This window comes from Pedococcus cremeus (genome assembly GCF_900111375.1).
GTDB lineage: Bacteria > Actinomycetota > Actinomycetes > Actinomycetales > Dermatophilaceae > Pedococcus_A > Pedococcus_A cremeus.
This window is the reverse complement of record NZ_FOHB01000001.1, coordinates 554,625-575,565: the sequence shown is the minus strand read 5'-3', so window position 1 is coordinate 575,565 and position 20,941 is coordinate 554,625. Positions and strand designations below refer to the sequence as shown.

Below are 20,941 nucleotides of genomic sequence, written 5' to 3'. Positions count from 1 at the left end.
GCAATGAGCAGACAGAACCCCCGAACGATGTCCGCTCATGCCGCGGTTCGTGTGTGCGTCATCTCGCCGCCGAGTTGCCTACGACCCAGACGGCCTCTCATGACGGACTCGGCGATTCATTGCGTCGCAGCGGACATGTCGACGCAGACGACCCCCTTGTTGCCGTCCTGGTCGGCGATCACGGTGAGCGAGGGCGCGTCGCTGTCATCGACGACGGTCCCACCTGCGGCGACGGCGGCGGCGATCCGTTGCCCGGCCACCTCGGGAGCCACGTAGACCTCGATGTGGAACCGCGGACCGGATGCGCCGCCCTCGTCGGCGTCCGCGAACCACAGGTTCGGTACCCGTCCCGTGGCGTCCCGGATCTCGTCGCTGGCGGTCCCCCGGCCCTGGGACTCGGCGCTCCCGGTCAGCAGTGCGGCCCACACGGGTGCGATGGTCGCGGAGCGTGCCGTGTCGAGGCCGAGCTCGATCTCGCTGACCGAGGAGGGGTCGGCGTCGACCTTGTGGTCGGCGGCGATCTCAGTGATCCGTCGCGCGAGGTCGACGTCCTGCTGGGTCACCCATTCGACGACGTGTTCGGCGCCGTCGTCGTCGCGGTAGATGGCGTCGTCGGTGACCAGCTCGAGGTCGACGTACCCCTTGCCGATCGAAACGCGCGGGTGGTGTCCCAGCGCGTCGCCCGCCTCGCCCACCGCGGCGACGAACCGCACGGCGGCGCCGAAGTCGTCGACCAGGTAACGCGCATGCAGTCCCTGGGCCAGCTTGCGCCAGTCAGGCAGGTTGGCCTCCGCGATCTGTTTCCCCCTCAGCATGTCCATGCACGCGGACCCTATCCCCGGTTCAGCCCGCAACGCTGGCACAACGACCATGCCGTGAGGGCACGACCGCACATGCCGCGGACGGAGTGATCGTGTTGGTGAGGAAATGCTCCTCGTCGCCGTGGACCATCAGTCAGTCTTGGGCTCATGCCTGATCGCGTGATGTTCGTCCAGCTGAAGACCGGACACGACATTGACCAGGGCCCCGCCTGGATCAGCGTCGTGCGCTTCAACCGAACATGGAAGTCCGCACGGTGGCACGGCAAGACTCTGCGGCGCGCCAGCGGCATGTTCGACGCCAACTTCTTCGACGTCGAGACCGATGAGGAGTACTGGCTTTCGGGCCCGCATCGCGATCGGCGCGACACCCGGTACAGCAACGTGCAGCCAACCCTCGACGATGAAGCCCGTGGCGCCTACGAAGCCTTCTTGCGCGGTGAGGTCCTACCCGGTCGTGAGCACGGATAGGTGTCCGCTGCGTGCCGCAGACAGAGACCCACCTTGCGGCGATGCTTGCCAGCCCCATGACGGTCACAGACACAACGCTTGGGCCTGCCACACCGCGATTCGCATCGCACAGCAGATTCCTGCTCCTCCTCGATTCACCCTGCATCCTTCGTGACCGTGCCGCAGGCTGACCTGGTGAAGCTGAAGCTCGATCTGCACGACATCTACAACCGCGGGGATGAGATCGAGCGTGCTCTTCGCGCCATCATCGACGAAGCCGTGGCCAAGAAGGCTCCGCTGGTCGAAATCATCCCCGGCAAGGGCTCGGGGCAGCTGAAGAAACGTGTCCTGCGCTTCCTCGATCGCAAAGACATCAAGGCGCTCTACCACCGAGTCGAGAAGGACTCGGACAACTTCGGTCGGATATTCGTCCATTTCCGCTGGAAGTAGTTGTCATTGGCACCCGGCACTCATGGCGCCTGGTCAGCCGTCGTACCGCTGTAATCCGACGGGTGGGGGAGATGCGCTGGCGTCCACGTACTGGATTACCGAGAAGCCGACACCGAACCGCTCGGACTGGACCACGATGGGCACGACGAAGTGCCCCTCTCATGCTCTCGGAGGCTGCCGTGCCGGACACTGGCCTGCTGTCATCGGGTCGTCCGCCTTCGGCTGGGGCTCCCCAAGGGTGCCCAAGTGTCTGGCCATCCGCTGCGCTGCTCATCGCCGTGGCCGTGTCAGTTGGCCTCTGGCGCGGAGATCTGGGGCCACTGCCCGGGGTCACGTGGGTGTTGCTGTGCCTGGCTGGCATGGTGACGGGAACGGTCGGCCTCGTACGCGACCAACGCGTCGCGTGGCGCTCGATCGCAGCTCTCTGTGCCCTCGTGGGCTTCATCGGGACTGGCGTACCCAGCCTGCTCATCTGGCTGACCTCGGGCTGACCGAACCGGCCCGTGCGGCCGGCCCCGCGGCATACCGTGGATGGATGACCGAGCGACCTGAGCTCGACGAGCTCCCCGACGACTTCACGCGGGTCCTGTGCGTGGTCGCCCACCCGGACGACCTCGAGTACGGCACGTCGGCAGCGGTGGACCGCTGGACCAAGGCCGGGAAGACAGTGACCTACTTCCTCCTGACCCGCGGGGAGGCCGGCATCGACACGATGCAGCCGGCGACGGCGGGGCCGCTGCGCGAGCAGGAGGAGCGTGACGGCGCGGCCACGGTCGGGGTGACCGAGGTCGACTTCGCGGACTACCGCGACGGCCACGTCGAGTACGGCTTGGGCCTGCGCAGGGACATCGCGCGGGAGATCCGCCGGCGCCGGCCGGAGCTGGTCGTCACCGGCGACTACCACGACCGCTTCGGCGGTGGGGCGCCCAACCAGGCCGACCACCGCGCGGTGGGGCTGGCGACGCTCGACGCCTGCGCCGATGCCGGCAACCGGTGGATCTTCCCCGAGCTCTCCGCCGAGGGGTTCGAGCCGTGGGCGGGGGTCAAGCTCGTGGGCTTCGCCGGCTCACCGCAGCCGACGCACTACGTCGACCTGGCGGGTCACTTCGAGGCCGCGGTCGCCTCGCTGGAGGCGCACCGGGAGTACAACGCCGCGCTCGGGCCCGACTTCCCCGCGCCTCGCGACATCATCCAGATGGTGCTCGGCGGAGGTGGCGAGGCGGCCGGGGTCGAGCACGCGCTGCTGCTCGACGTGGTCCAGCGCCGCTGAGCCTCAGGATTTCCCTTCGCCCTGTCCCTTCGCGGAGGTGAACCTCAGCCCCGCGGCACGCCGTGCGTGAGCGGGGCTGAGGTCCACCTCGGCGTAACGGTCAGCGGTTCCAGATGCGGGCGATCCACGCCTCGACGTCGGTGGAGGTGCGCGGCATCGCGGCCGAGAGGTTGTCGAAGCCGTCATCGGTGACGAGCACGTCGTCCTCGATGCGCACCCCGATGCCGCGGAACCGCTCCGGGGCCTTCAGGTCGTCGGCCTTGAAGTAGAGCCCGGGCTCCACGGTGAGGATCATGCCGGGCCGCAGCTCGGCGTCCATGTACTGCTCACGGGTGGCGAGCGCGCAGTCGTGCACGTCGATGCCGAGGTGGTGCGAGGTGCCGTGCACCATCCAGCGGCGGTGGTACTGGCCGTGGTCCTTGTCGAGGGTGCCCTCGACGTCGACGCCCTCGGGCAGCAGGCCCCACCGGTGGAGGTACTCGGCGATGACCCGGATGGCGGCGGCGTGCACGTCGGAGAACTTGTTGCCCGGCTTGACCGCCGCCATGCCGGCCTCCTGCGCGGCATACACGGCGTCGTAGATCTCGCGCTGGGCGTCGGAGAAGGTGCCGTTCGCCGGAAGCGTGCGGGTGATGTCGGCGGTGAAGAGCGAGTCGACCTCGACACCCGCGTCGAGCAGGATGAGGTCGCCGTCCTTGAGGTCGCCGGTGTTCTTGATCCAGTGCAGCGTCGTGGCGTGGTCGCCGGCCGCGCAGATCGAGTCATAGCCGACGCCGTTGCCCTGGTGGCGGGCGTGCAGCCCGAAGATGCCCTCGACCCAGCGCTCACCGCGGCCGCGGGCGACGGCCTCGGGCAGGTCGGCGATGACCGCCTCGAAGCCGACGTGGGTGGCAGCGACGGCCTTGCGCATCTCGCCGACCTCCCACTCGTCCTTGGTCAGGCGCAGCGTGGAGAGGAACTGCGCGAGCTCGTCGTCGGCCTCCTCCAGCGTCGCGGCCTCGGCGCCCTCGGTGGTGCGGGCCGCGTCGAGCTGGCGGGTCAGGTCGCGGTCGGCGTCGCGGACCAGGCGCACGGTGACCTCACCGGCGTCCTTGGCTGCGGCGTCGGCGAACTCGCCGATGTGGCGGGCGGTCAGCCCGAGCTCGGTCTCGACGTCCTCGACGGTCGGACGGGCGCCGACCCAGAACTCGCCGTAGCGGGTGTCGGCGAAGAACTCGTCGGAGTCGCGGCCGGCGAGCGGACGGAAGTACAGGACCGCCTCGTGGCCGCCGCCGTGCTCGGCGTCGCGCGGCTCGAGGACCAGCACGGCGTCGGGCTCGCGGTCGCCGCCCAGGCCGGTGAGGTGGGCGAACGCGCTGTGCGGCCGGAAGACGTAGTCGGTGTCGTTGCTGCGCACCTTCAGCCCGCCGGCGGGCACGATGAGCCGTTCGCCCGGGAAGGCCTCGCTGACGCGGGCCCGGCGCTCGGCGGCATACGGCGCGGCCTCGGACAGGGCGGTGGCGCCCGGCTGTCGCGGAGCCCAGTCCTCCGCCACGAAGGCGCGGAACTCGTCGGTGGTGGGACGGGCCCGGTTCTCTGCCTGCTTCTGCTCTTCGCTGGTCACGGGCCCATGTTCGCACGAGCCGCATGCCGCGTGGGCGCAGCCGGTGACGTCGCCTCACCCTCGCTGGGAGAGGCCGCCTGCGCGCCAGTGTGAGGGAGCGCACGGCCGGTGCGGGTGCCGCTCCGCGGGGCCAGTCGGCAGGATGGGCCCAGCCAGCCGCACTAGCCACCCCGCTTGGGTGAGCGGTCCCGCACAAAGGAGTCGGAATGCAGTTCGGGCGTACGTACGAGGAGTTCGAGGTCGGTGCGGTCTACAAGCACTGGCCCGGGAAGACGGTCACGGAGTACGACGACCACCTCTTCTGCCTCATCACCATGAACCACCACCCGCTGCACCTCGACTCCCACTACGCCGAGGAGGCCACGCAGTTCGGGAAGAACGTGGTCGTCGGGAACTACGTCTACTCGCTGCTGCTCGGCATGAGCGTCCCGGACGTGTCCGGCAAGGCCATCGCCAACCTCGAGGTCGAGTCACTGCGCCACGTCGCCCCGACCTTCCACGGCGACACCATCTACGGCGAGACGACCGTGCTCGACAAGCGGGAGTCGACGAGCAAGGACGACCGGGGCGTCGTCCACGTCGAGACCGTCGGCTACAACCAGGACGGCAAGGTCGTCTGCATCTTCCGGCGCAAGGTCATGGTGCCGAAGCAGAGCTATCTCGACGCTCGCGGCGGCGAGCAGCCCGGACGCCCGGCCCCCCAGCCGGACAAGAACTGGCCGGGGGACCGGGCGCCGTCGACGTCGTAGCCGACACCGTCGACGTCAGGAGGAGGGGGTCACTCCGGTCGTCGTGACCTCCTTGCCGGTGCAGAAGCTCGCACTGAGCGTCTGCATGTTGTCCACCCGGGGCAGCGGCTGCGCGACCAGGGTCCACCCATCGCGCAGCGAGACCCGTTGTGGTGCAGACAGCTTCGGCGTTGCCTTCAGCCCCGAGCGCGAGAAGTCGATGTCGCACAGCGACTGACCCGGCGGGACGAGGAAGACACCGGTGGGGGCGTCGCCGCCCATCCAGACCGTGTCCCAGAAACCCTTGGTCGGCACGGCCGGCACGTCCACCTCGAGGCGGGCGGCGCGCTGCGTCGGGTCCCACGAGCTCGTGTGCCCGTCACCGGTGCAGCCGGGGTGCGTCTGGGCGTCGACCGTGAGGCGTCCGGCGCCGGGAATGGTCAGCGTCTCGTCGACCCACTGCACCGCGCCGGGCACGGTGGAACCGACCAGGGTGTCGAGATCGCAGCCGGTCGTCGCCGTGCCCGAGCCCTGGGTCGCGGCGTTGCGCTTGTGGTCCTCGTACCACTGCGTTCCCGGCCCGTTCCAGCCGATCTGCTTCAGCCCCCGAGTGACCGGGGTCGAGCCTTCGCAGAGGTCGACGGTGCCCGTCGCGGCAGCCTTCCTGAGCAGCTTGCTCGGCACCGGCTGGATGACGAGGTCCCAGCCGTTGGCCTGAGGAAGCGTGGTGGGCGCAGGCAGGTCGGTGCCGAAGGAGTACCCGCACGGACGCTGGCCCTTAGGCAGGAACAGCACCGCAGCATCCGCCACCACCCACTGAGCGGACGTCGGCGCTGCCTTGAACATGACCGTGACCTGGGCGTCGCCGCCCAGGTCACCCACTCCGACGACGTCCTCACCGCAGCCCTCACGCACGGTCGCCTCCACGACGACCTTGCCGCCACGCTGGCTGCCCTTGGCGCTCCCGCCGGCCCATGCGGTGCCGCGCTCGGCGTCGGAGGGGAAGCAGCGCTGGGTGGCCGACGGGCCGGCTGACCCGGTCGGCTTCGGTGAGGCGGTCGACGTCTTGGACGGTCCCGCCGGCAGCAGGGGGGCCGAACCCGGTACGGCAGCGGTGACCGCGATGCCGACGGCGGTGACGGCGGCCAGCGCCCCGCCGGCCGTCGCGATCCTGCGCCGGCGGCGCACTCGCCGGCCGGTGGCGATGGCGGCAGCTGGGTCGAAGTGCATGTGCGGGGCGGTGGCCCGCTGCAGCAGCTCGTCGAGCTCGTGCGTGTCAGACATGGTTGCCCTCCCGGACCTCGGCCGACCTGGCGTCCTCAGGGACGTCGACGGTCGGGTGGAGTGCCTGGCGCAGCCTGGTGAGGCCGCGCGAGGCGCTGCTCTTGACGGTGCCGACGCTGATCCCGAGCAGCTCGGCGACATGGGCCTCGGGGAGGCCCGCGTAGTGGCGCATGACGACGACCTGCCGCTCCCTCAGGGGCAGCGTGGCGAGCAGCCGCACCACCTCATCGGTGTCGTCCCAGCTGCGGTCCCAGCTGCCGAGCTCGGGGGTCTCGGCAACCGCGGTCTCGCGGCCAGTGCGACGGTGGGTGTCGATGTGGGTGGTGACCAGGCACCGGCGGGCGTACGCCAACGGGCTGCCCTCCCGCAGTCGCGACCACTTCAGGTAGACCTTGACCATCACCGACTGCACGAGGTCCTCGGCCTGGTGGGGGTCGCCACAGATCAGCCACGCGGCTTTCAGCAGCCGTGGTGCCGCGCCCCGGGCGAACTCGGCGAACTCCTCGTCGAGATCCCGTTGCCTGCTCATGCCTCCCCCTCGTCCGGCACCCGTTGTCATGGCGCCACCCACCTCAACGGCGCCGTCGTCCGGAAGGTTGAGTCGCGGCCGGGACGGTATCCGGTGCCGCCACCGCCTAGTGGAGAGTGCTCTCCTGCCGCTGGCCGCCCGGGTCGGTCCAAGAGATGTGGGTCAACCAGGGGCTGGGCCTCCCCTTCGGCGTCTTGTCGACGAACTGGGCGAAGAAGCCGGTGTAGTGACCAGCTGCCCCGTCGGCATCGCGCAGCACGGCCGTCTGCAGCGGGTGTGACGCCATGCCGGCCGCGTAGTGAGGCGTGACCCCTGTGGCTCCGGCGGGCAGAAGGCCGGCCACGGTCACCTGTGAGTTCTTGCCGTCGAGGCGACCCATCTCGACCCGGGGCACCTGGTTGCCGAAGGTCCCGGAGGCCTCGCTGATCCAGACGGAGCTCGCGCCGTCGTCGTCGAACACGCCGAGCCAGTCCCAGTTCGGCACAGCGACGAGGGTGCTGGGACCTCGTCCGAGGCCGACGAAGTCGGTGCTGTACGCCTTGACCGATGCGTCGCTCGTCCGTATCGCCCCCGCGCTGTCGGCCCAGACGAAGCCGCGGAGCTGGGAGACCGACGTCGTGACGGAGTACAGCCTCACGAAGGCCTGGTACCGGGTGCCCGGCAGCGGCTTGGCGTCGGAGGTGGAGCCGCCCGTGCCTCCGCGGACCCCGATGTCCGTGAGGTGGGTGGCCGGGGCCGGCGCCACGCCGACGACGAGGTTGGGATAGCCGTCGCCCGTGCCCCACGTGATGCTGCCACCACCCGGCGCGACGCTGGCGCCCGCCGAGGTGCTCGTACCCTTTCGGTCGTTGAAGGTGTAGGTGACCGCACCGGTCGCTGGGTCGAGGTCCACTCGAACCCATGCGGGGCCGGCCACCTCCACACCGTTGAAGTTCGTCGACAGGTCGTTGAAGACCACCGAGGCCTGGGAGGGCTCCGTCGGGCTGTGGTGGGCGGGCGGGGCGGTCGTGGTGCGACCGGTGTCGGTGGCCAGGAAGCCAACGACACCGATGACGGCGACGGCCGCCGCCACACCGAGCGCCTGGGTGCGGTGGCGTCGGCGGACCACGCGGCGGCCCTCGCCGATGACCTCGGTCGGGTCGATGGAGTCGTACGCCGGGCGGCCGGCTGCCGAGTGCAGGTCGGCGCGCAGCTGGTCCTCGAAGAGGTCGTTCACCGGATGCTCCCTTCCGTTGCGGGAGAAGACAGTTCTGTGGAGGGGCGCGGGTAGGCCGTTCGAAGGCTGGCCAGGCCGCGGGAGGCGGCGCTCTTGACGGCGCCGACCGAGATGCCGAGGACCTCGGCGGTGGCCTGCTCGGACAGGTCGCTGTAGTAGCGCAGCACGACGACGCGCCGCTGCTGGGCCGGCAGGGTGGCCAGCAGGCGCGCGACCTCGTCGCGGTGGTCGGCGCGCTGGCTGTCGTGATGTGGGCGCTCGGGCGCGTCGGCCACCAGGTGCTCGCCGCGACGGCGTCGCCAGGTGTCGGTGTTGTGGTTCACGAGCACCCGCCGGGTGTAGGCGAGTGCTTCGTCGGCGCGCACGCGGTGCCACGCGGCATACGTCTTGACCAGTGACGCCTGCACGAGCTCACGCGCAGCCTCGGTGGAGCCGGTCAGCAGCCACGCGGTGCGCATGAGCGACGGCGTCGCCTGCTCGACGAAGGCCGCGAACGCCACGTCGCGCTCGGCCTTGTCCCCTCTGCCCATCGGTCCCCCTCGGTGTCGGTCTCACCCTGCCCTACGCCGGGATCCCGTCCGGGGTTGCCTCGCGGGCCGAGGTTGTTCAGTCGGGGTCGTGGCCGACCTCGATGGCGGGTGCCGCAGGGGAGCGCGACGGCTGCCGCTGCTCGAAGGCGAGGGCACGGCACACCCCCAGCAGGGCCAGGTCGACGAAGACGGTGACGAACCCGCTGAACTCCACCTCGAGCAGGCGGAAGAACTGCACGACCAGCAGCTGCACGAGCAGGGCGACCTCGAACAGCTCGAGCGCCCGCGGGCGCTGGGCGCGCAGCCACAGCCGGAGGGCCACCAGCGCCACGACCAGCGAACCGACCGCGAAGGCGGCGTAGACGACGTTGCGCACGCCCGGCTCGGCGACCAGCAGCCGCACCGGCAGCACCACCGCCTGCGCCACCGCCAGCACGACCGCGGCCACCGCCACGCGCTTGACCGCCTCGATGCGGGGGAGGTTCGTGACGAAGCCGCGCGCCGCGGCATACCCGCGCGCGATCAGCGAACGCGACGGCTCCTCGCTGGGCAGCGACTCGAGGGCCCTCCGCAGCGGCCCGGCGAGCGGCTCGGACGGCCCCACCCCTCGCAGCAGCTCGAGGGCGCGTTCCTGCTCGGCGTGGTCCATGTCGTGTGCCGCCGACTCCTTGAGCAGCTCGACCGCGTTGACCACGCGCTCGCGGTCGGTGAGCGGGTGGCGCTGCACCACGAAGGTGACGGCGAGGTAGGTGCCGACGAAGGTGCCGTAGATGATGGCGGCGACCGGCTCGTAGAAGTAGTTGTTGTCGCCGGTGACGAACTTGCCGACCTCGTCGATGAACAGGCCGAAGCCGACGCCGGCCAGCACGGTGGCGGCGTTCCGGACCGCCCGGCTGAGGAAGAGCATGAACATCAGCTGGGCCACGAGCATCGCCAGGCCGCCCCACAGCAGGTGCGCCAGGTGCAGCCCGTCACCGCCCAGCTGGGGGAACCCGGTGACGACCAGGAAGAGCCGCGTCAGGACGATCGACAGGATGGACGAGACGAGGAACACCTCGAACCGGTCGGCCCCCTCGGCATCGCGGATGGGCAGGCGGGTCGTCACGGCCACCCGTCGATGATGGCACGGGCGGGGTGGTCCCACTGCTGCCCTACCCTTGGCCCGTGGCGATCGACCTGCACACCCACTCCAACGCGAGTGACGGCACGCACGACCCCGCCGACGTCGTCGCCGAGGCCGCCGCGCACGGGCTCACCACCATCGCGCTCACCGACCACGACACGACCGCGGGCTGGGCGGAGGCGTCGCGGGCCGGCCTCGAGCTCGGCGTCGCCCTCGTGCCCGGGGTGGAGATCTCCACCCAGCACCACGGCATCAGCGTCCACCTGCTGGGCTACCTCGTCGACCCCGACCACCCGGGGCTGCGCCACGAGATGGAGCACGCGCGCACGAGCCGTGACACCCGGATGGAGCGGATGGTCGCGAACCTGGCTGCGGACGGCATACCGGTAACCCTCGAGGCGGTCCTCGCCCAGGCCAGGCCGGGAGCCACGCTCGGGCGCCCCCACATCGCCGACGCGCTCGTCGAGGCGGGCTACGTGCCCGACCGGGCCGCGGCGTTCGCCGACCTCCTGAACGACCGCAGCCCCTACTACGTGCACCACTACGCCCCCGACGTCGTGCGGGCCGTGGCCCTGGTCCGTGAGGCCGGCGGAGTGCCGGTGATGGCGCACCCCTTCGCCAACCGGCGCGGCCGCACCGTCACCGACCACGTCATCGAGCAGATGGCCGAGGCGGGGCTCGGCGGCCTCGAGGCGTTCCACCGCGACCACCTCGCCCCGGAGCGGGACCACGCGGTGGCCCTCGCCGAGCGGCTCGGCCTCTTCGTCACGGGCTCCAGCGACTACCACGGCGCGGGCAAGGAGAACCGGATCGGCGAGAACACCACCGACCCGGCCGTGCTGGCCCAGATCGAGGAGCAGGCCACCTCGGGCACCACGGTGGTTCGCGCGTGAGCAGTCCCGTTGACGTCGAGGTCCTCATCTCGACCTTCGTCACGCTGCTCGTGATCATGGACCCGCCCGGCATCCTCCCGGTCTTCCTGGGCCTGACCAAGAGCCTCACCCACAAGCAGCGGGTGGCCGCCGCCCGCCGCGCGTCGCTGGTGGCGCTGGGCGTCATCACCGCGTTCGCGCTGTTCGGCCAGCAGATCCTGCAGTACCTGCACATCTCGCTGCCCGCCCTCCAGGGCGCAGGCGGCCTGCTGCTGCTCCTCGTCGCCCTCGAGCTGCTGACCGGCAAGGAGTCCGAGCAGCACGCCGACGTCGGCGTCAACGTCGCGATGGTGCCGCTCGGCACACCGCTGCTGGCCGGGCCCGGCGCCATCGTCGCGACCATGCTCGGCGTCCAGAAGGCCCACACGGCCGGGCAGTACACCGCCGTGGCCCTCGCCCTGCTCGGTGCCCTGCTGGTGGTGTGGCTCTTCCTGCGGTTCGCCAGCCGGGTGCACGGCCTGCTGCGCGACAGCGGCACGACCCTGCTCACCCGCATCGCGGGCCTGCTGCTGTCGGCCATCGCCGTGCAGATGCTCGCCAACAGCGTCCGGGCCTTCGTCATGGGCGAGGGATGACCTCCGATGTCGGCGTCTGCGGATAGCGTTCGCGCATGACGGTGGGGCAGCAGGAGTTCGGCGGTATGCCGCTGCGCCTGTTCCGTGCCAGTCCCTCGCGCCTGCTGGCGTGGATGGACTGCCCGCGGCGCTACCGGCTGCAGTACCTCGACCGCCCGGGCCCGCGTGCACGCCCGCAGCGGGCCCACACCTCCGTGGGCGTGGCCGTGCACAACGCGCTGCGCGACTGGTGGGACCTCGCGCCCGAGCGGCGCACCGCCGCAGCCGGCGCCGAGCTGGTGCGCACCTCGTGGATCGACCTCGGCTTCCGAGACCCCGACCAGTCCCAGCGCTGGCGGGCCAGGGCGCAGGAGCAGGTGACGACCTACCTCCAGGGCGTCGACCCGCACCGCCAGCCGCTCGGCATCGAGCGCACCGTCTCCCTCAAGACCGAGCGGCTCGCGCTGCAGGGCCGCATCGACCGGCTCGACGAGCGCGACGGCGAGCTCGTGGTCGTCGACTACAAGACCAGCCGGGTCGCGCCCACCGATGACGAGGCACGCACGTCCCTGCCCCTGGCCTTGTATGCCGCGGCCGCCTGGAAGATGTTCCGTCGCCGCTGCGTGCGGGTCGAGCTGCACCACCTGCCGACCGGCACGGTGGCCGCGCACGAGCACACCGGCGAGTCGCTGAAGCGCAAGATCGACGAGGCGGAGTCCATCGCCCGCGACGCCCAACGGGCCGAGGCCGACTACGCCGAGGTGGGGGTCGACTCCGGCCGGTTCCCCGCCAACGTCACTCCGCTGTGCCAGTGGTGCGACTTCCGCGCGCACTGCCCGGCGGGGCAGGCCGCCGGCCCGGAGAAGAGCGACTGGGCCGCCCTCGACGGCGAGGAGCCGTGAGCGTCCTGGCCGGAGCCGTGACCATCGAGACCCCCCGGCGTCTCGCCCGGACACCCGCTGCTCCGGCACGTGCTCTACCGGGTCAACGCCGAGCAGTGGCATGGACGGCCTGTCCCAGCACTCGAGACGTGACGGAGATCGCCCTGCACTGACGCGGTCGGGCCACGAGCGGAGTCTGTGGACCTGCGAGACTGGGGCCCACGGCATACCCCTCCTCGAAAGGTCACCTGGTGGCGAAGTCCCGCACGAAGAAGCCGGCCACGGTCATCTCCGTCGCGAACCAGAAGGGCGGCGTCGCCAAGACCACCTCGGTGGCCTCCCTCGGTGCCGCGTTCGCCGAGCACGGCAAGCGCGTGCTGCTCGTCGACCTCGACGCGCAGGCGTGCCTGACCTTCAGCCTGGGTGTCGACCCCGACGTCGTGGAGCTCTCGGTCAACGAGGTGCTCCTGGGACGGGCGAGCGTGGAGGACGTGCGGGTCGAGTGCGACGAGGGCATCCACCTGGTGCCCAGCGTCATCGACCTCGCCGGCGCCGAGGCCCAGCTGTTGCCGCGCCCGGGCCGTGAGTACGTCCTGCGCACGGCGCTGGAGGACGTGCGCGACGACTACGACGTGATCCTGCTCGACTGCTCGCCCAGCCTGGGGGTGCTCACCCTCAACGCCCTGACCGCGAGCCAGGGCCTGATCATTCCCATGCCCTGCGAGATGCTCAGCCACCGCGGCGTCGGCCAGCTGCTCGACACCGTGGCCGACGTGAAGAAGATCCTCAACAAGGACCTCGCCGTCTACGGGATCCTCCCCACCCTCTTCGACGGGCGCAGCAACCACGCGCAGGAGGTGCTGGCCGACGTGGGCGAGCGCTACGACCTGCCCGTGCTGGAGCCGCCGATCCCCAAGACAGTCCGCTTCGCGGAGGCCCCCGCGGTGGGCCGATCGATCCTGTCGACGTCGCGCACCTCCAAGGGAGCCCAGGCTTACCGCGCCGTGGCCAAGAGCCTTCTGACGAAGGTCTGACCCGAACGGACCAGCCCGAACGGCCCACCCCGCGCCAGCGCCCTCGCCCCATCGGTCGAGGGCGCTTCGCATGTCCGCCGTAGGAACGCTGGGGGTTCCGCACCACCGCGGCCGAGCGGAGGGTGGAGACAGGTGGCTGGGCGAGGGGACGCGGAGGCGGCCACGCGGGGGAGCGTTGCGTCGAGGAGTCGGTCATGGGCATGCCCGTGGGAGCGCAGGGGAAGAACCGGCGCCCGTGGGCAGCGGCCGTCGCCGGACTGGCGGGGACACTGGCGGCGACATCGGCGCTGGCGCTCGCCACCCCGCAGCCGGTGCGTGAGCCCGCGCCTCCCAAGCGGGTCGTCGCCCTGGCGCTGCCTCGCGCCGCTGGACCCGCCGTTGAGCTCCAGCAGGTGGCCAGCCGCGCCCCGGCACCGAACCGCAGGCACCCGTTCAGCAACCCGGTCTGGTCACCGGTGCGGGAGTCGTCGAAGATCACCTGCGTCCGCACCAACTGCACCGGCCGTGACGGCAAACCGTTCCACGGCTACTGGGCGATCGAGTTCATCGGCCGCCGCGGTGCGCCGGTCTACGCCGCCGGGGCGGGGGTCTTCCACATCGGGGCCCGCCAGGCCAGCTGCAGCACGACCCCGGGGAAGATGGCGGAGGGCACCTGGGCGTGGGTCGACCACGGGGGAGGGCTCGTCAGCCGCTACCACCACCTCGACCGGATCACGGCCAGGGAGGGCCAGCTGGTCACGCCGTCCACCAGGATCGGCACGATGGGCCACTGGGGCGACATGCTGCCCTGCACGACCGACTACCTGCACTACGAGGTGCGCTACGGCGGGGTGAAGGGCACCCGCATCGACCCCAAGGCGCTGCGCGTGTGCACCCCGTCAGGGCCGGTGACGATGCCGAAGGTCTTCGGCACCACCTCGTTCGACCGCCTGCAGCGTGGCCGCAGCTGGACGCCTTCCGCCAGCTCGTCCTGCGTCACGTCGCTGTGGAACCACACCCCCTCGGCGCCCCGCCTGGCGGTCGCGCCGCGGTCGTCGGGCGCTGGGCTGGGCTGGGGGAGGCCGCCCGCCGGAACCACTTCAGTGCGGGTGTCGTACGAGGTGTGGAGCCCCAGCCAGCACCGCTTCGGCGTCCCGCGCTACACGACCTTCTCGGGAAAGCGCAGCAGCGGGACCCTCGGCCCACTGAGCAACGGCCGCACCTACCGGGTGGCGGTGGCGTTCCGGAACGCCTACGGGTTCAGCGCCTGGTCCACCTCGCGCACCGTGGTGCCCGGGCGCTGACAGCCCTCCCGGGTCGGTGACCTCCGAGCGCTCGGAATAGCTGGGCGGGCCTCCGACTTGTCACCAGATGGCGTAGTTCCCCGACCCATTGGAGAGACATGACGACCACCACCCCTGCCCTTGCCATGCCGTCCGCCGGAGGCCGCTTCCAGGCGACGACCGTGGAGCGGTGCGACCTGCGTCCCGACGACGTCCGTATCGACATCAAGTTCGCCGGCATCTGCCACAGCGACATCCACACGGTGCGCGACGAGTGGGGCAAGGCGACCTACCCCCTGACGCCCGGCCACGAGATCGCCGGTGTCGTCAGCGAGGTCGGCCCCGAGGTGACGAAGTTCAAGGTCGGCGACCGCGTCGGCGTCGGCTGCATGGTCGACTCGTGCGGCGAGTGCTCCCAGTGCCGCGCCGGGCACGAGAACTTCTGCGAGAAGAAGACCGTCTTCACCTACGGCGACACCGACGTCGACGGCACGATGACCCAGGGCGGCTACAGCCAGCAGGTCGTCGTGACCGAGCGCTTCGTCGTACGGATCCCCGACGGCCTCGACCTCGACGTCGCCGCCCCGCTGCTGTGCGCCGGCATCACCCTCTACACGCCGCTCAAGCGCTGGCTCGAGCACGCCGGCTCGGACGCCAAGGTCGCGATCGTCGGCATGGGCGGCCTGGGCCACATGGGCGTCAAGCTCGCCTCGGCGATGGGCGCGGATGTCACCGTGCTCAGCCAGGGCTTGTCCAAGGAGGAGGACGGACGCCGGTTCGGCGCCCGCGACTACCGCGCGACCAGCGACGCCACCACCTTCGAGGAGCTGCGCGGGACGTTCGACGTCATCATCTCGACGATCTCCGCCGACCTCGACCTGTCGCAGTACCTCTCGCTGCTCAAGCCGTTCGGCACCTTCGTCACCGTCGGCCTGCCGCCGAACCCGCAGCAGCTGCCCTTCGGTGCGCTCATCAACGGTGACAAGACGATCGCCGGCTCCAACATCGGGGGCATCGCCCTCACCCAGGAGATGCTCGACTTCTGCGCCGAGCACGGCATCACCGCAGAGATCGAGACGATCGGCGCCGACGAGGTCGACGAGGCCTACGACCGCGTCGTGAAGTCCGACGTGCGCTACCGCTTCGTCATCGACACCGCGACGATCCAGCCCGCCTCCTGACGGCGGCTGCGCCCCAAGGCAGTTCGCGTGGTGGCCGGCCCACCGGACGGGTATGCCGTGGAGCCCAGGCGCGTCGAGCGCGCCGGTTCCCCGCGCTGCTCGCCCGGTGGCCGGCCACCGGGCGAGTGGTGCGCTGGTGGGGGCACAAGTGGTCTCTGCGCACACCTCGGTCATCTGCGAACGCGCAACGCATGGTTGCGAAATGATGGCAGAGGTCCTAGAGTGATACGCAACCAAACGTTGCGGGAGGACCGATGCAGCACCATGAACACCTGGCCGGCGCCGAGCTCGGCAGCATCGAGCGCGAGCTCTACATCGACGCGACGCCTGACGTCGTCTACGAGGTCATCAGCGACCCCCGGCACGTGACCGAGTGGTGGCCTGACGGCGCGACCTACGAAGCGGTGGCGGGCTCGGAGGGGTCGATCTCCTTCGGGGACTGCTCACAGGGCGGCAAGCTGGTGGGCTTCGCCGTCGTCGAGGCGCTGCCGCCGCGGAGCTTCTCGTTCCGCTGGACCCAGGAGCCGGGCGAGGCCGCACGCCGAGGCAACTCGCTCCTGGTCACCTTCGAGCTCGAACCCTCCGGAGACGGGACCTTGGTGAGGTTCAGGGAGACCGGGTTCCGTGAGATGGGCTGGGAGGCTGCAGTGCTCGAGGCGACCTACCTGGACCACGCCAACGGCTGGGAGCACTTCCTTCCTCGGCTCGTGTCGTATTCCGAGTCGGTGGGGAGCCGGGCATGACGCCGGTCGCGGCCGGTGTCGTCGACGACGAGTTGTGGTCGGCCGTCGGCGACCCGACCCGGCGACGCATGCTCGACATCCTGTTGGCTGCGGGCGGGGGCACGGCCACGTCGCTGAGCGACCAGCTGCCGATCAGCCGGCAGGCAGTGGCCAAGCACCTCGCAGTGCTCGACCGGGCAGGCCTGGTCCACGGTGCGAGCGCGGGTCGCGAACGCCGCTACCAGATCAGCGAGGCACAGTTCGCCCGTGCGGTTGCCCAGCTCACTGCGGTGAGTGACGCGTGGGACCGCAGGCTCGCCCGCATCAAGCGGATCGCGGAGACGATCCAGCGGCAACAGGACGACGGGCGAGCGCCGTCGCACGAGGGGAGGGCGAGCGGTGTTTGACATCGTGCACCGCGTGGCGGTCGAGAACACCCCGCCCGAGGCGGTCTTCCCCGCGCTCACCACCATCGACGGCCTCGCCGGCTGGTGGACCACCGACACCAGGGGCGACGCCGCCGAGGGAGGCGTCATCGAGTTCCGTTTCCCTCCAGGCGGATTCGACATGAAGGTGCTCGAGACCTCGTCGGCCGAGCGGGTCCGGTGGCAGGTGGTCGCCGGCCCTGACGAGTGGGTCGGCACCACGGTCGAGTGGTCGCTGCGCTTGGACGGGGACTGGACGGTCGTCCTGTTCAAGCATGCCGGGTGGTCGGAGCAGGTCGAGTTCATGCACCACTGCAGCACCAAGTGGGCGACCTACCTGATGAGCCTCAAGGCCCTGCTCGAGACCGGTACGGGTTCACCTTCCCCGAGGGACGTCCACATCGCCCACCCCGACTGAAGCGACGGACGTCGAGGCACAGCCAGCAGAGACAACCCCGAGAGACACGTATGCCGTGTGGCCCCGAACCGGGGCCACACGGCATACGTCGTGGTGGGGAGGGGGCGTCAGCCCTGCTCGCCCTCGCCGGCGGGGCTGCCGCCACGCGTGCGGCGACGGTTGCGCTGGCGGCGCGGCTTGGCCTCGCCCTCGGCGGGAGCAGCCTTGGGGCGCTCGCCGTTCCCGGAGCCTCCCCGGCTGCCGCCACGGCCGTTCCGGCTCGATCCCTCGCCGGAGCCCTGGTGGCCATGGGCGCCGCGACGACCCGCGCCCTTGCCGGTCTCACCGAGGTCCTCGAGCACCTCGGCCTCGAGGCCGGCCAGCTTCTGGGCGCCCCTGGGCAGGCGGCCCTTGGCCTCCCGCGGGATGTCCAGCTGCTCGTAGAAGTGGTCGGACGAGGAGTAGGTCTCCTCCGGCTCGGGGATGCCGAGGTCGAGGGTCTTGTTGATCATGCCCCACCGGTGCAGGTCGTCCCAGTCCACGAAGGTGACCGCGATGCCCGTGTTTCCGGCTCGCGCGGTGCGGCCGATGCGGTGCAGGTAGGTCTTCTCGTCCTCGGGACACTGGTAGTTGATCACGTGGGTGACGTTGTCGACGTCGATGCCACGGGCGGCGACGTCGGTCGCGACGAGGATGTCGACCTTGCCGTTGCGGAAGGCGCGCAGGGCCTGCTCGCGAGCGCCCTGGCCGAGGTCACCGTGGATGGGCGCGGCGGCGAAGCCACGGTCGACGAGCTCGTCGGCGACCTTGGCGGCCGTCCGCTTGGTGCGGCTGAAGATGATGGTCAGCCCGCGGCCCTCGGCCTGGAGCATGCGGGCGAGCATCTCGACCTTGTCCATGGCGTGCGCGCGGTAGACGAACTGCTCGACGGCCTTGACCGTGTGGGCGTTCTCCTGGTCGTCGCCCATCGCGCGGATGTGGGTCGGCTGGCTCATGTACCGACGTGCGAGGGCCACGACGGCACCCGGCATCGTCGCGGAGAAGAGCATGGTGTGGCGCGAGGCCGGCGTCATCGCCAGCAGCTTCTCGACGTCGGGCAGGAAGCCGAGGTCGAGCATCTCGTCGGCCTCGTCGAGCACCACGGTCTTGGCGTGCGACAGGTCGAGGTGGCCCTGCTTGGCGAGGTCGATGAGGCGGCCGGGGGTTCCGACGACGACCTCGACGCCCTTCTGGAGCGCCTCGATCTGGGGCTCGTAGGCGCGGCCTCCGTAGACCGTCAGCACTCGCACGCCGCGCAGCTTGCCGGCGCGCTCGAGGTCGGCGGCCACCTGCACCGCGAGCTCGCGGGTCGGGGCGACGGCGAGCGCCTGCGGCTTGCCGGCGTGCGGCATCGTGACGAACGCGTCGTCACGCGGGCTGATCACCCGGTTGAGGATCGGGACGCCGAAACCGAGGGTCTTGCCGGTGCCCGTCTTGGCCTGGCCGATGATGTCGTGGCCGCCGAGGGCGACCGGGAGGGTCATCGCCTGGATGGGGAAGGGGTGGACGATTCCGGCCTGCGCGAGCGAGGCGACGATGTCGGGGTGGACGTCGAAGTCGGCGAACGTGGGCGTGGGGGCGTCGGTAGGCGTGTCAGTGGTGTCAGTGGTCGTGTCAGTCACTCAGGATTCTCTCGATCGGGACCGTCGCCGCGTCGTGCGGGAGGTCGCTGCACAGGAGCGGGCCGATCGGAGTTCTTCGAAGGGGGGCCGCGGGAACCGTCCCGCGGAGCTGAGTCGTGCCGACCGGGCACCGATAACACACCCAGTGTAGCCGCAGCACCTCTGCCCAGCCGATTCCGACGTCTAGGGTGTGGTCCATGAGCACGGAGGAGAGCACGCCGGAGCGCCGCACCGACAGCCCGACGCCGCAGCAGGCGGACTCCCGGCACGAGGACTCCCGGCACGAGGACTCCCCGCAGGCGGACCCCGAGGAAGCGGCGTCGCAGGAGTGGCTGGACGACCCGCAGTACCGCGAGGCCGTCATCGACCTGCTCGGTGTCCTCGCCTACGGCGAGCTCACCGCCTTCACTCGGCTCGCGGGCGACTCGGACCTCGCCCCGACCCAGCCGCTCCGGGCCTCCGTCGCCGCCCTGGCCGTCGCCGAGTTCCGCCACTACGAGTGCCTGGTCAAGCGGCTCGAGGAGATGGGCGCCGACGCCGAGGCCGCGATGGCCCCGTTCATCGCCGCCATCGACGCGTTCCACGAGCGCACGCGCCCCACCACCTGGCTCGAGGGCCTCGTCAAGGCCTACGTCGGTGACGGGATCGCGACCGACTTCTACCGGGAGATCAGCGCGTACGTCGACCCCTCGACCGCGGCGCTGGTGCACGACGTCATGCAGGACGTCGGCCAGGCCGACTTCGTCGTCAAGGTCGTCCGCGAGGCGATCGCTGCCGACGAACGTGTGGCGGGCCGGCTCGCCCTGTGGGGGCGCCGGCTGGTGGGTGAGGCCCTCTCGCAGGCCCAGCAGGTCGCCGTCGAGCGCGACGCGCTCTCGTCGCTGCTCGTCGGCGGGGTCGGGGCGCAGGACCGGCCGAGCGCCGACCTCGCCGAGCTCGGCCGCATGTTCGCCCGGCTCACGGACGAGCACACCCGCCGGATGGGTCGCCTGGGCCTCGCCGCCTAGGCGACCGAGCTCCGGCACGACTCCCGGCACGACGAAGGCCCCGTCCAGATGGACGGGGCCTTCGTCGTGCGTGCTGTGTGTCAGACGCGGTCGACGCGACGGCGACCGGTGACAGCGATGTACAGGCTGACCAGGATCGCTGCCGCGATCACGCTGATGATCCAGCGGATCCAGTCGATCCCGCCGGTGTTCCCGCCACCCATCGCACCCCAGAGCCAGTAGCCGATGAGGGCGCCGATGATGCCGAGCACGACCGTCATCAGCGCGCTGATGTTCTGGCGGCCCGGCAGGACGACGCGGGCAAGAATTCCGATGATGGCACCGAAGATGATGGTGCCGATGATCTCGACGACCATGAGAGCCTCCTTTTGCGTGAGGTTGTCACGCGGTCAAGGCCGGTTACCCGGCTCCCGACAACTGGACCACGGCTGCCCGGAAAGCGCATTTCGAACGTGCAGGTCAGCGGCCTGCGACGGCGTGGAAACGGCAGTGGCCGGTCCTTGCACCCGGTGCTGAAGGTTCAGCGCCGCATGCAGGAACCGGCCACTTCTGGTCCGGGGATGGCGCCACCGGGCTGAGCCGCTGCAGCGTCAGGCCGCGGCTGCGCTCAGAGGGTGCCGAAGCCCACCCCGCGTCGCTCGCTCTCGCCGAGCGAGACGTAGCCGAGGACCGTGCCGGGCACGAGCACCTGGCGGCCCTTCTCGTCGGTCAGGGTCAGCATGGTGCCCTTCTCGACCGCCTCCGCCACGGCCTTGGCGACATCCTGCGAGCTGGCGTCGGTTTCGAACGTGATCTCGCGCGCGACGTTCTGCACGCCGATCTTGACCTCCACGTCAGTGGCCTTTCTTCGAAGCGGTGGCCCACGGCATACCTGTCGTGCGCCT

Annotated in this window: 25 protein-coding genes; 15 read left to right on the top strand and 10 right to left on the bottom strand. The window is 70.7% G+C overall.

Translation table 11 applies throughout. The annotated features are described in order from the left end of the window. Window positions 1-116 precede the first annotated feature (116 nt). Entirely contained in the window at window positions 117-821 is a 705-nt protein-coding gene (locus tag BMW78_RS02690) for a 4a-hydroxytetrahydrobiopterin dehydratase (protein WP_091756092.1), read from the bottom strand. 147 nt (window positions 822-968) lie between these two features. Between BMW78_RS02690 and BMW78_RS02685 the strand changes: the two genes are divergently transcribed. The 4 genes from BMW78_RS02685 (at window position 969) to BMW78_RS02675 (ending at window position 2,988) form a co-directional block, all read left to right on the top strand. Next, window positions 969-1,289, top strand: a complete 321-nt coding sequence (locus BMW78_RS02685) for a hypothetical protein (RefSeq protein WP_091756090.1) — start codon at window positions 969-971, stop codon at window positions 1,287-1,289. 150 nt (window positions 1,290-1,439) lie between these two features. After that, on the top strand, window positions 1,440-1,718 hold the full coding sequence (locus BMW78_RS02680; RefSeq protein WP_218144198.1) for a Smr/MutS family protein: 279 nt from the start codon (window positions 1,440-1,442) through the stop codon (window positions 1,716-1,718). A gap of 359 nt (window positions 1,719-2,077) precedes the next feature. Then, window positions 2,078-2,209, top strand: coding sequence for a hypothetical protein (locus BMW78_RS21305; RefSeq protein WP_281247053.1), 132 nt, complete (start codon window positions 2,078-2,080; stop codon window positions 2,207-2,209). 44 nt (window positions 2,210-2,253) lie between these two features. Next, window positions 2,254-2,988, top strand: a complete 735-nt coding sequence (locus BMW78_RS02675) for a PIG-L deacetylase family protein (protein ID WP_091756088.1) — start codon at window positions 2,254-2,256, stop codon at window positions 2,986-2,988. Between the two features lie 100 nt (window positions 2,989-3,088). Here the strand turns inward: BMW78_RS02675 and BMW78_RS02670 are convergent, their stop codons facing one another. Then, window positions 3,089-4,591, bottom strand: coding sequence for an aminopeptidase P family protein (locus BMW78_RS02670; protein ID WP_091756078.1), 1,503 nt, complete (start codon window positions 4,589-4,591; stop codon window positions 3,089-3,091). A 206-nt stretch (window positions 4,592-4,797) separates the two neighbouring features. Between BMW78_RS02670 and BMW78_RS02665 the strand changes: the two genes are divergently transcribed. Further along, window positions 4,798-5,340 (top strand): MaoC family dehydratase, encoded by a 543-nt coding sequence (locus BMW78_RS02665; RefSeq protein WP_091756077.1) that lies wholly within the window; start codon window positions 4,798-4,800, stop codon window positions 5,338-5,340. Between the two features lie 15 nt (window positions 5,341-5,355). Here the strand turns inward: BMW78_RS02665 and BMW78_RS02660 are convergent, their stop codons facing one another. The 5 genes from BMW78_RS02660 to BMW78_RS02640 all read right to left on the bottom strand — a co-directional run bounded on the left by BMW78_RS02660 (window position 5,356) and on the right by BMW78_RS02640 (window position 9,989). Beyond that, window positions 5,356-6,603, bottom strand: coding sequence for a hypothetical protein (locus tag BMW78_RS02660; protein ID WP_091756075.1), 1,248 nt, complete (start codon window positions 6,601-6,603; stop codon window positions 5,356-5,358). Next, entirely contained in the window at window positions 6,596-7,132 is a 537-nt protein-coding gene (locus BMW78_RS02655) for a SigE family RNA polymerase sigma factor (protein ID WP_091756073.1), read from the bottom strand. The genes BMW78_RS02660 and BMW78_RS02655 overlap by 8 nt, the downstream gene beginning before the upstream one ends. Before the next feature lie 106 nt (window positions 7,133-7,238). Next, window positions 7,239-8,348: a hypothetical protein gene (locus tag BMW78_RS02650; protein ID WP_091756071.1), complete on the bottom strand. Its 1,110-nt coding sequence runs from the start codon at window positions 8,346-8,348 to the stop codon at window positions 7,239-7,241. Further along, window positions 8,345-8,878: a SigE family RNA polymerase sigma factor gene (locus BMW78_RS02645; RefSeq protein ID WP_091756069.1), complete on the bottom strand. Its 534-nt coding sequence runs from the start codon at window positions 8,876-8,878 to the stop codon at window positions 8,345-8,347. Before BMW78_RS02645 ends, BMW78_RS02650 begins: the two co-directional genes overlap by 4 nt. 76 nt (window positions 8,879-8,954) lie before the next feature. Next, window positions 8,955-9,989 carry a hypothetical protein gene (locus tag BMW78_RS02640; protein ID WP_091756067.1) on the bottom strand — a complete coding sequence of 345 codons (1,035 nt, stop codon included), beginning with the start codon at window positions 9,987-9,989 and terminating at the stop codon, window positions 8,955-8,957. A gap of 53 nt (window positions 9,990-10,042) precedes the next feature. On the opposite strand from BMW78_RS02640, the gene BMW78_RS02635 reads away from it, so the two are divergent. The 9 genes from BMW78_RS02635 (at window position 10,043) to BMW78_RS02595 (ending at window position 17,410) form a co-directional block, all read left to right on the top strand. Next, the gene (locus BMW78_RS02635; RefSeq protein ID WP_091756065.1) at window positions 10,043-10,894 is read left to right on the top strand and encodes a PHP domain-containing protein; all 852 of its coding nucleotides are present in this window, start codon (window positions 10,043-10,045) and stop codon (window positions 10,892-10,894) included. Continuing rightward, the gene (locus BMW78_RS02630; protein WP_091756063.1) at window positions 10,891-11,508 is read left to right on the top strand and encodes a MarC family protein; all 618 of its coding nucleotides are present in this window, start codon (window positions 10,891-10,893) and stop codon (window positions 11,506-11,508) included. The genes BMW78_RS02635 and BMW78_RS02630 overlap by 4 nt, the downstream gene beginning before the upstream one ends. A 35-nt stretch (window positions 11,509-11,543) precedes the next feature. Then, the gene (locus tag BMW78_RS02625; RefSeq protein WP_245735617.1) at window positions 11,544-12,389 is read left to right on the top strand and encodes a RecB family exonuclease; all 846 of its coding nucleotides are present in this window, start codon (window positions 11,544-11,546) and stop codon (window positions 12,387-12,389) included. 230 nt (window positions 12,390-12,619) lie between these two features. Beyond that, entirely contained in the window at window positions 12,620-13,402 is a 783-nt protein-coding gene (locus BMW78_RS02620; protein WP_245735616.1) for a ParA family protein, read from the top strand. Window positions 13,403-13,596: 194 nt separating this feature from the next. Then, window positions 13,597-14,685, top strand: a complete 1,089-nt coding sequence (locus BMW78_RS02615) for a peptidoglycan DD-metalloendopeptidase family protein (protein WP_091756058.1) — start codon at window positions 13,597-13,599, stop codon at window positions 14,683-14,685. A gap of 98 nt (window positions 14,686-14,783) precedes the next feature. Next, complete coding sequence (locus tag BMW78_RS02610) at window positions 14,784-15,845, top strand: NAD(P)-dependent alcohol dehydrogenase (protein WP_091756057.1); 1,062 nt, start codon at window positions 14,784-14,786, stop codon at window positions 15,843-15,845. Between the two features lie 254 nt (window positions 15,846-16,099). Continuing rightward, window positions 16,100-16,588: an SRPBCC domain-containing protein gene (locus BMW78_RS02605; protein ID WP_091756055.1), complete on the top strand. Its 489-nt coding sequence runs from the start codon at window positions 16,100-16,102 to the stop codon at window positions 16,586-16,588. After that, a complete protein-coding gene (locus BMW78_RS02600; protein ID WP_091756053.1) occupies window positions 16,585-16,974 on the top strand; it encodes an ArsR/SmtB family transcription factor in 390 nt (129 codons plus the stop codon). The genes BMW78_RS02605 and BMW78_RS02600 overlap by 4 nt, the downstream gene beginning before the upstream one ends. Before the next feature lie 13 nt (window positions 16,975-16,987). Continuing rightward, window positions 16,988-17,410, top strand: coding sequence for an SRPBCC family protein (locus BMW78_RS02595; RefSeq protein ID WP_245735615.1), 423 nt, complete (start codon window positions 16,988-16,990; stop codon window positions 17,408-17,410). Between the two features lie 107 nt (window positions 17,411-17,517). Here the strand turns inward: BMW78_RS02595 and BMW78_RS02590 are convergent, their stop codons facing one another. Beyond that, window positions 17,518-19,050, bottom strand: coding sequence for a DEAD/DEAH box helicase (locus BMW78_RS02590; protein WP_091756049.1), 1,533 nt, complete (start codon window positions 19,048-19,050; stop codon window positions 17,518-17,520). A gap of 197 nt (window positions 19,051-19,247) precedes the next feature. On the opposite strand from BMW78_RS02590, the gene BMW78_RS02580 reads away from it, so the two are divergent. Then, a complete protein-coding gene (locus BMW78_RS02580; RefSeq protein WP_091756046.1) occupies window positions 19,248-20,057 on the top strand; it encodes a ferritin-like fold-containing protein in 810 nt (269 codons plus the stop codon). An 80-nt stretch (window positions 20,058-20,137) separates the two neighbouring features. Here BMW78_RS02580 and BMW78_RS02575 read toward each other — a convergent pair whose 3' ends face one another. Together BMW78_RS02575 and BMW78_RS02570 are read right to left on the bottom strand one after the other, a co-directional pair. Then, window positions 20,138-20,413 carry a GlsB/YeaQ/YmgE family stress response membrane protein gene (locus BMW78_RS02575; protein ID WP_091756044.1) on the bottom strand — a complete coding sequence of 92 codons (276 nt, stop codon included), beginning with the start codon at window positions 20,411-20,413 and terminating at the stop codon, window positions 20,138-20,140. 251 nt (window positions 20,414-20,664) lie between these two features. After that, window positions 20,665-20,889, bottom strand: a complete 225-nt coding sequence (locus BMW78_RS02570; RefSeq protein ID WP_091756042.1) for a DUF3107 domain-containing protein — start codon at window positions 20,887-20,889, stop codon at window positions 20,665-20,667. Between the last annotated feature and the right edge of the window lie 52 nt (window positions 20,890-20,941).

Excerpts from the sequence above, each read along its gene's own strand:
- BMW78_RS02575 (WP_091756044.1), bottom strand. The coding sequence starts at position 20,413 with ATGGTCGTCGAGATCATCGGCACCATCATCTTCGGTGCCATCATCGGA.
- BMW78_RS02605 (WP_091756055.1), top strand. The coding sequence starts at position 16,100 with ATGCAGCACCATGAACACCTGGCCGGCGCCGAGCTCGGCAGCATCGAG.
- BMW78_RS02655 (WP_091756073.1), bottom strand. The coding sequence starts at position 7,132 with ATGAGCAGGCAACGGGATCTCGACGAGGAGTTCGCCGAGTTCGCCCGG.
- BMW78_RS02660 (WP_091756075.1), bottom strand. The coding sequence starts at position 6,603 with ATGTCTGACACGCACGAGCTCGACGAGCTGCTGCAGCGGGCCACCGCC.
- BMW78_RS21305 (WP_281247053.1), top strand. The coding sequence starts at position 2,078 with ATGGTGACGGGAACGGTCGGCCTCGTACGCGACCAACGCGTCGCGTGG.
- BMW78_RS02645 (WP_091756069.1), bottom strand. The coding sequence starts at position 8,878 with ATGGGCAGAGGGGACAAGGCCGAGCGCGACGTGGCGTTCGCGGCCTTC.
- BMW78_RS02665 (WP_091756077.1), top strand. The coding sequence starts at position 4,798 with ATGCAGTTCGGGCGTACGTACGAGGAGTTCGAGGTCGGTGCGGTCTAC.
- BMW78_RS02625 (WP_245735617.1), top strand. The coding sequence starts at position 11,544 with ATGACGGTGGGGCAGCAGGAGTTCGGCGGTATGCCGCTGCGCCTGTTC.
- BMW78_RS02610 (WP_091756057.1), top strand. The coding sequence starts at position 14,784 with ATGACGACCACCACCCCTGCCCTTGCCATGCCGTCCGCCGGAGGCCGC.
- BMW78_RS02685 (WP_091756090.1), top strand. The coding sequence starts at position 969 with ATGCCTGATCGCGTGATGTTCGTCCAGCTGAAGACCGGACACGACATT.
- BMW78_RS02615 (WP_091756058.1), top strand. The coding sequence starts at position 13,597 with ATGGGCATGCCCGTGGGAGCGCAGGGGAAGAACCGGCGCCCGTGGGCA.
- BMW78_RS02675 (WP_091756088.1), top strand. The coding sequence starts at position 2,254 with ATGACCGAGCGACCTGAGCTCGACGAGCTCCCCGACGACTTCACGCGG.
- BMW78_RS02600 (WP_091756053.1), top strand. The coding sequence starts at position 16,585 with ATGACGCCGGTCGCGGCCGGTGTCGTCGACGACGAGTTGTGGTCGGCC.
- BMW78_RS02690 (WP_091756092.1), bottom strand. The coding sequence starts at position 821 with ATGGACATGCTGAGGGGGAAACAGATCGCGGAGGCCAACCTGCCTGAC.
- BMW78_RS02580 (WP_091756046.1), top strand. The coding sequence starts at position 19,248 with ATGAGCACGGAGGAGAGCACGCCGGAGCGCCGCACCGACAGCCCGACG.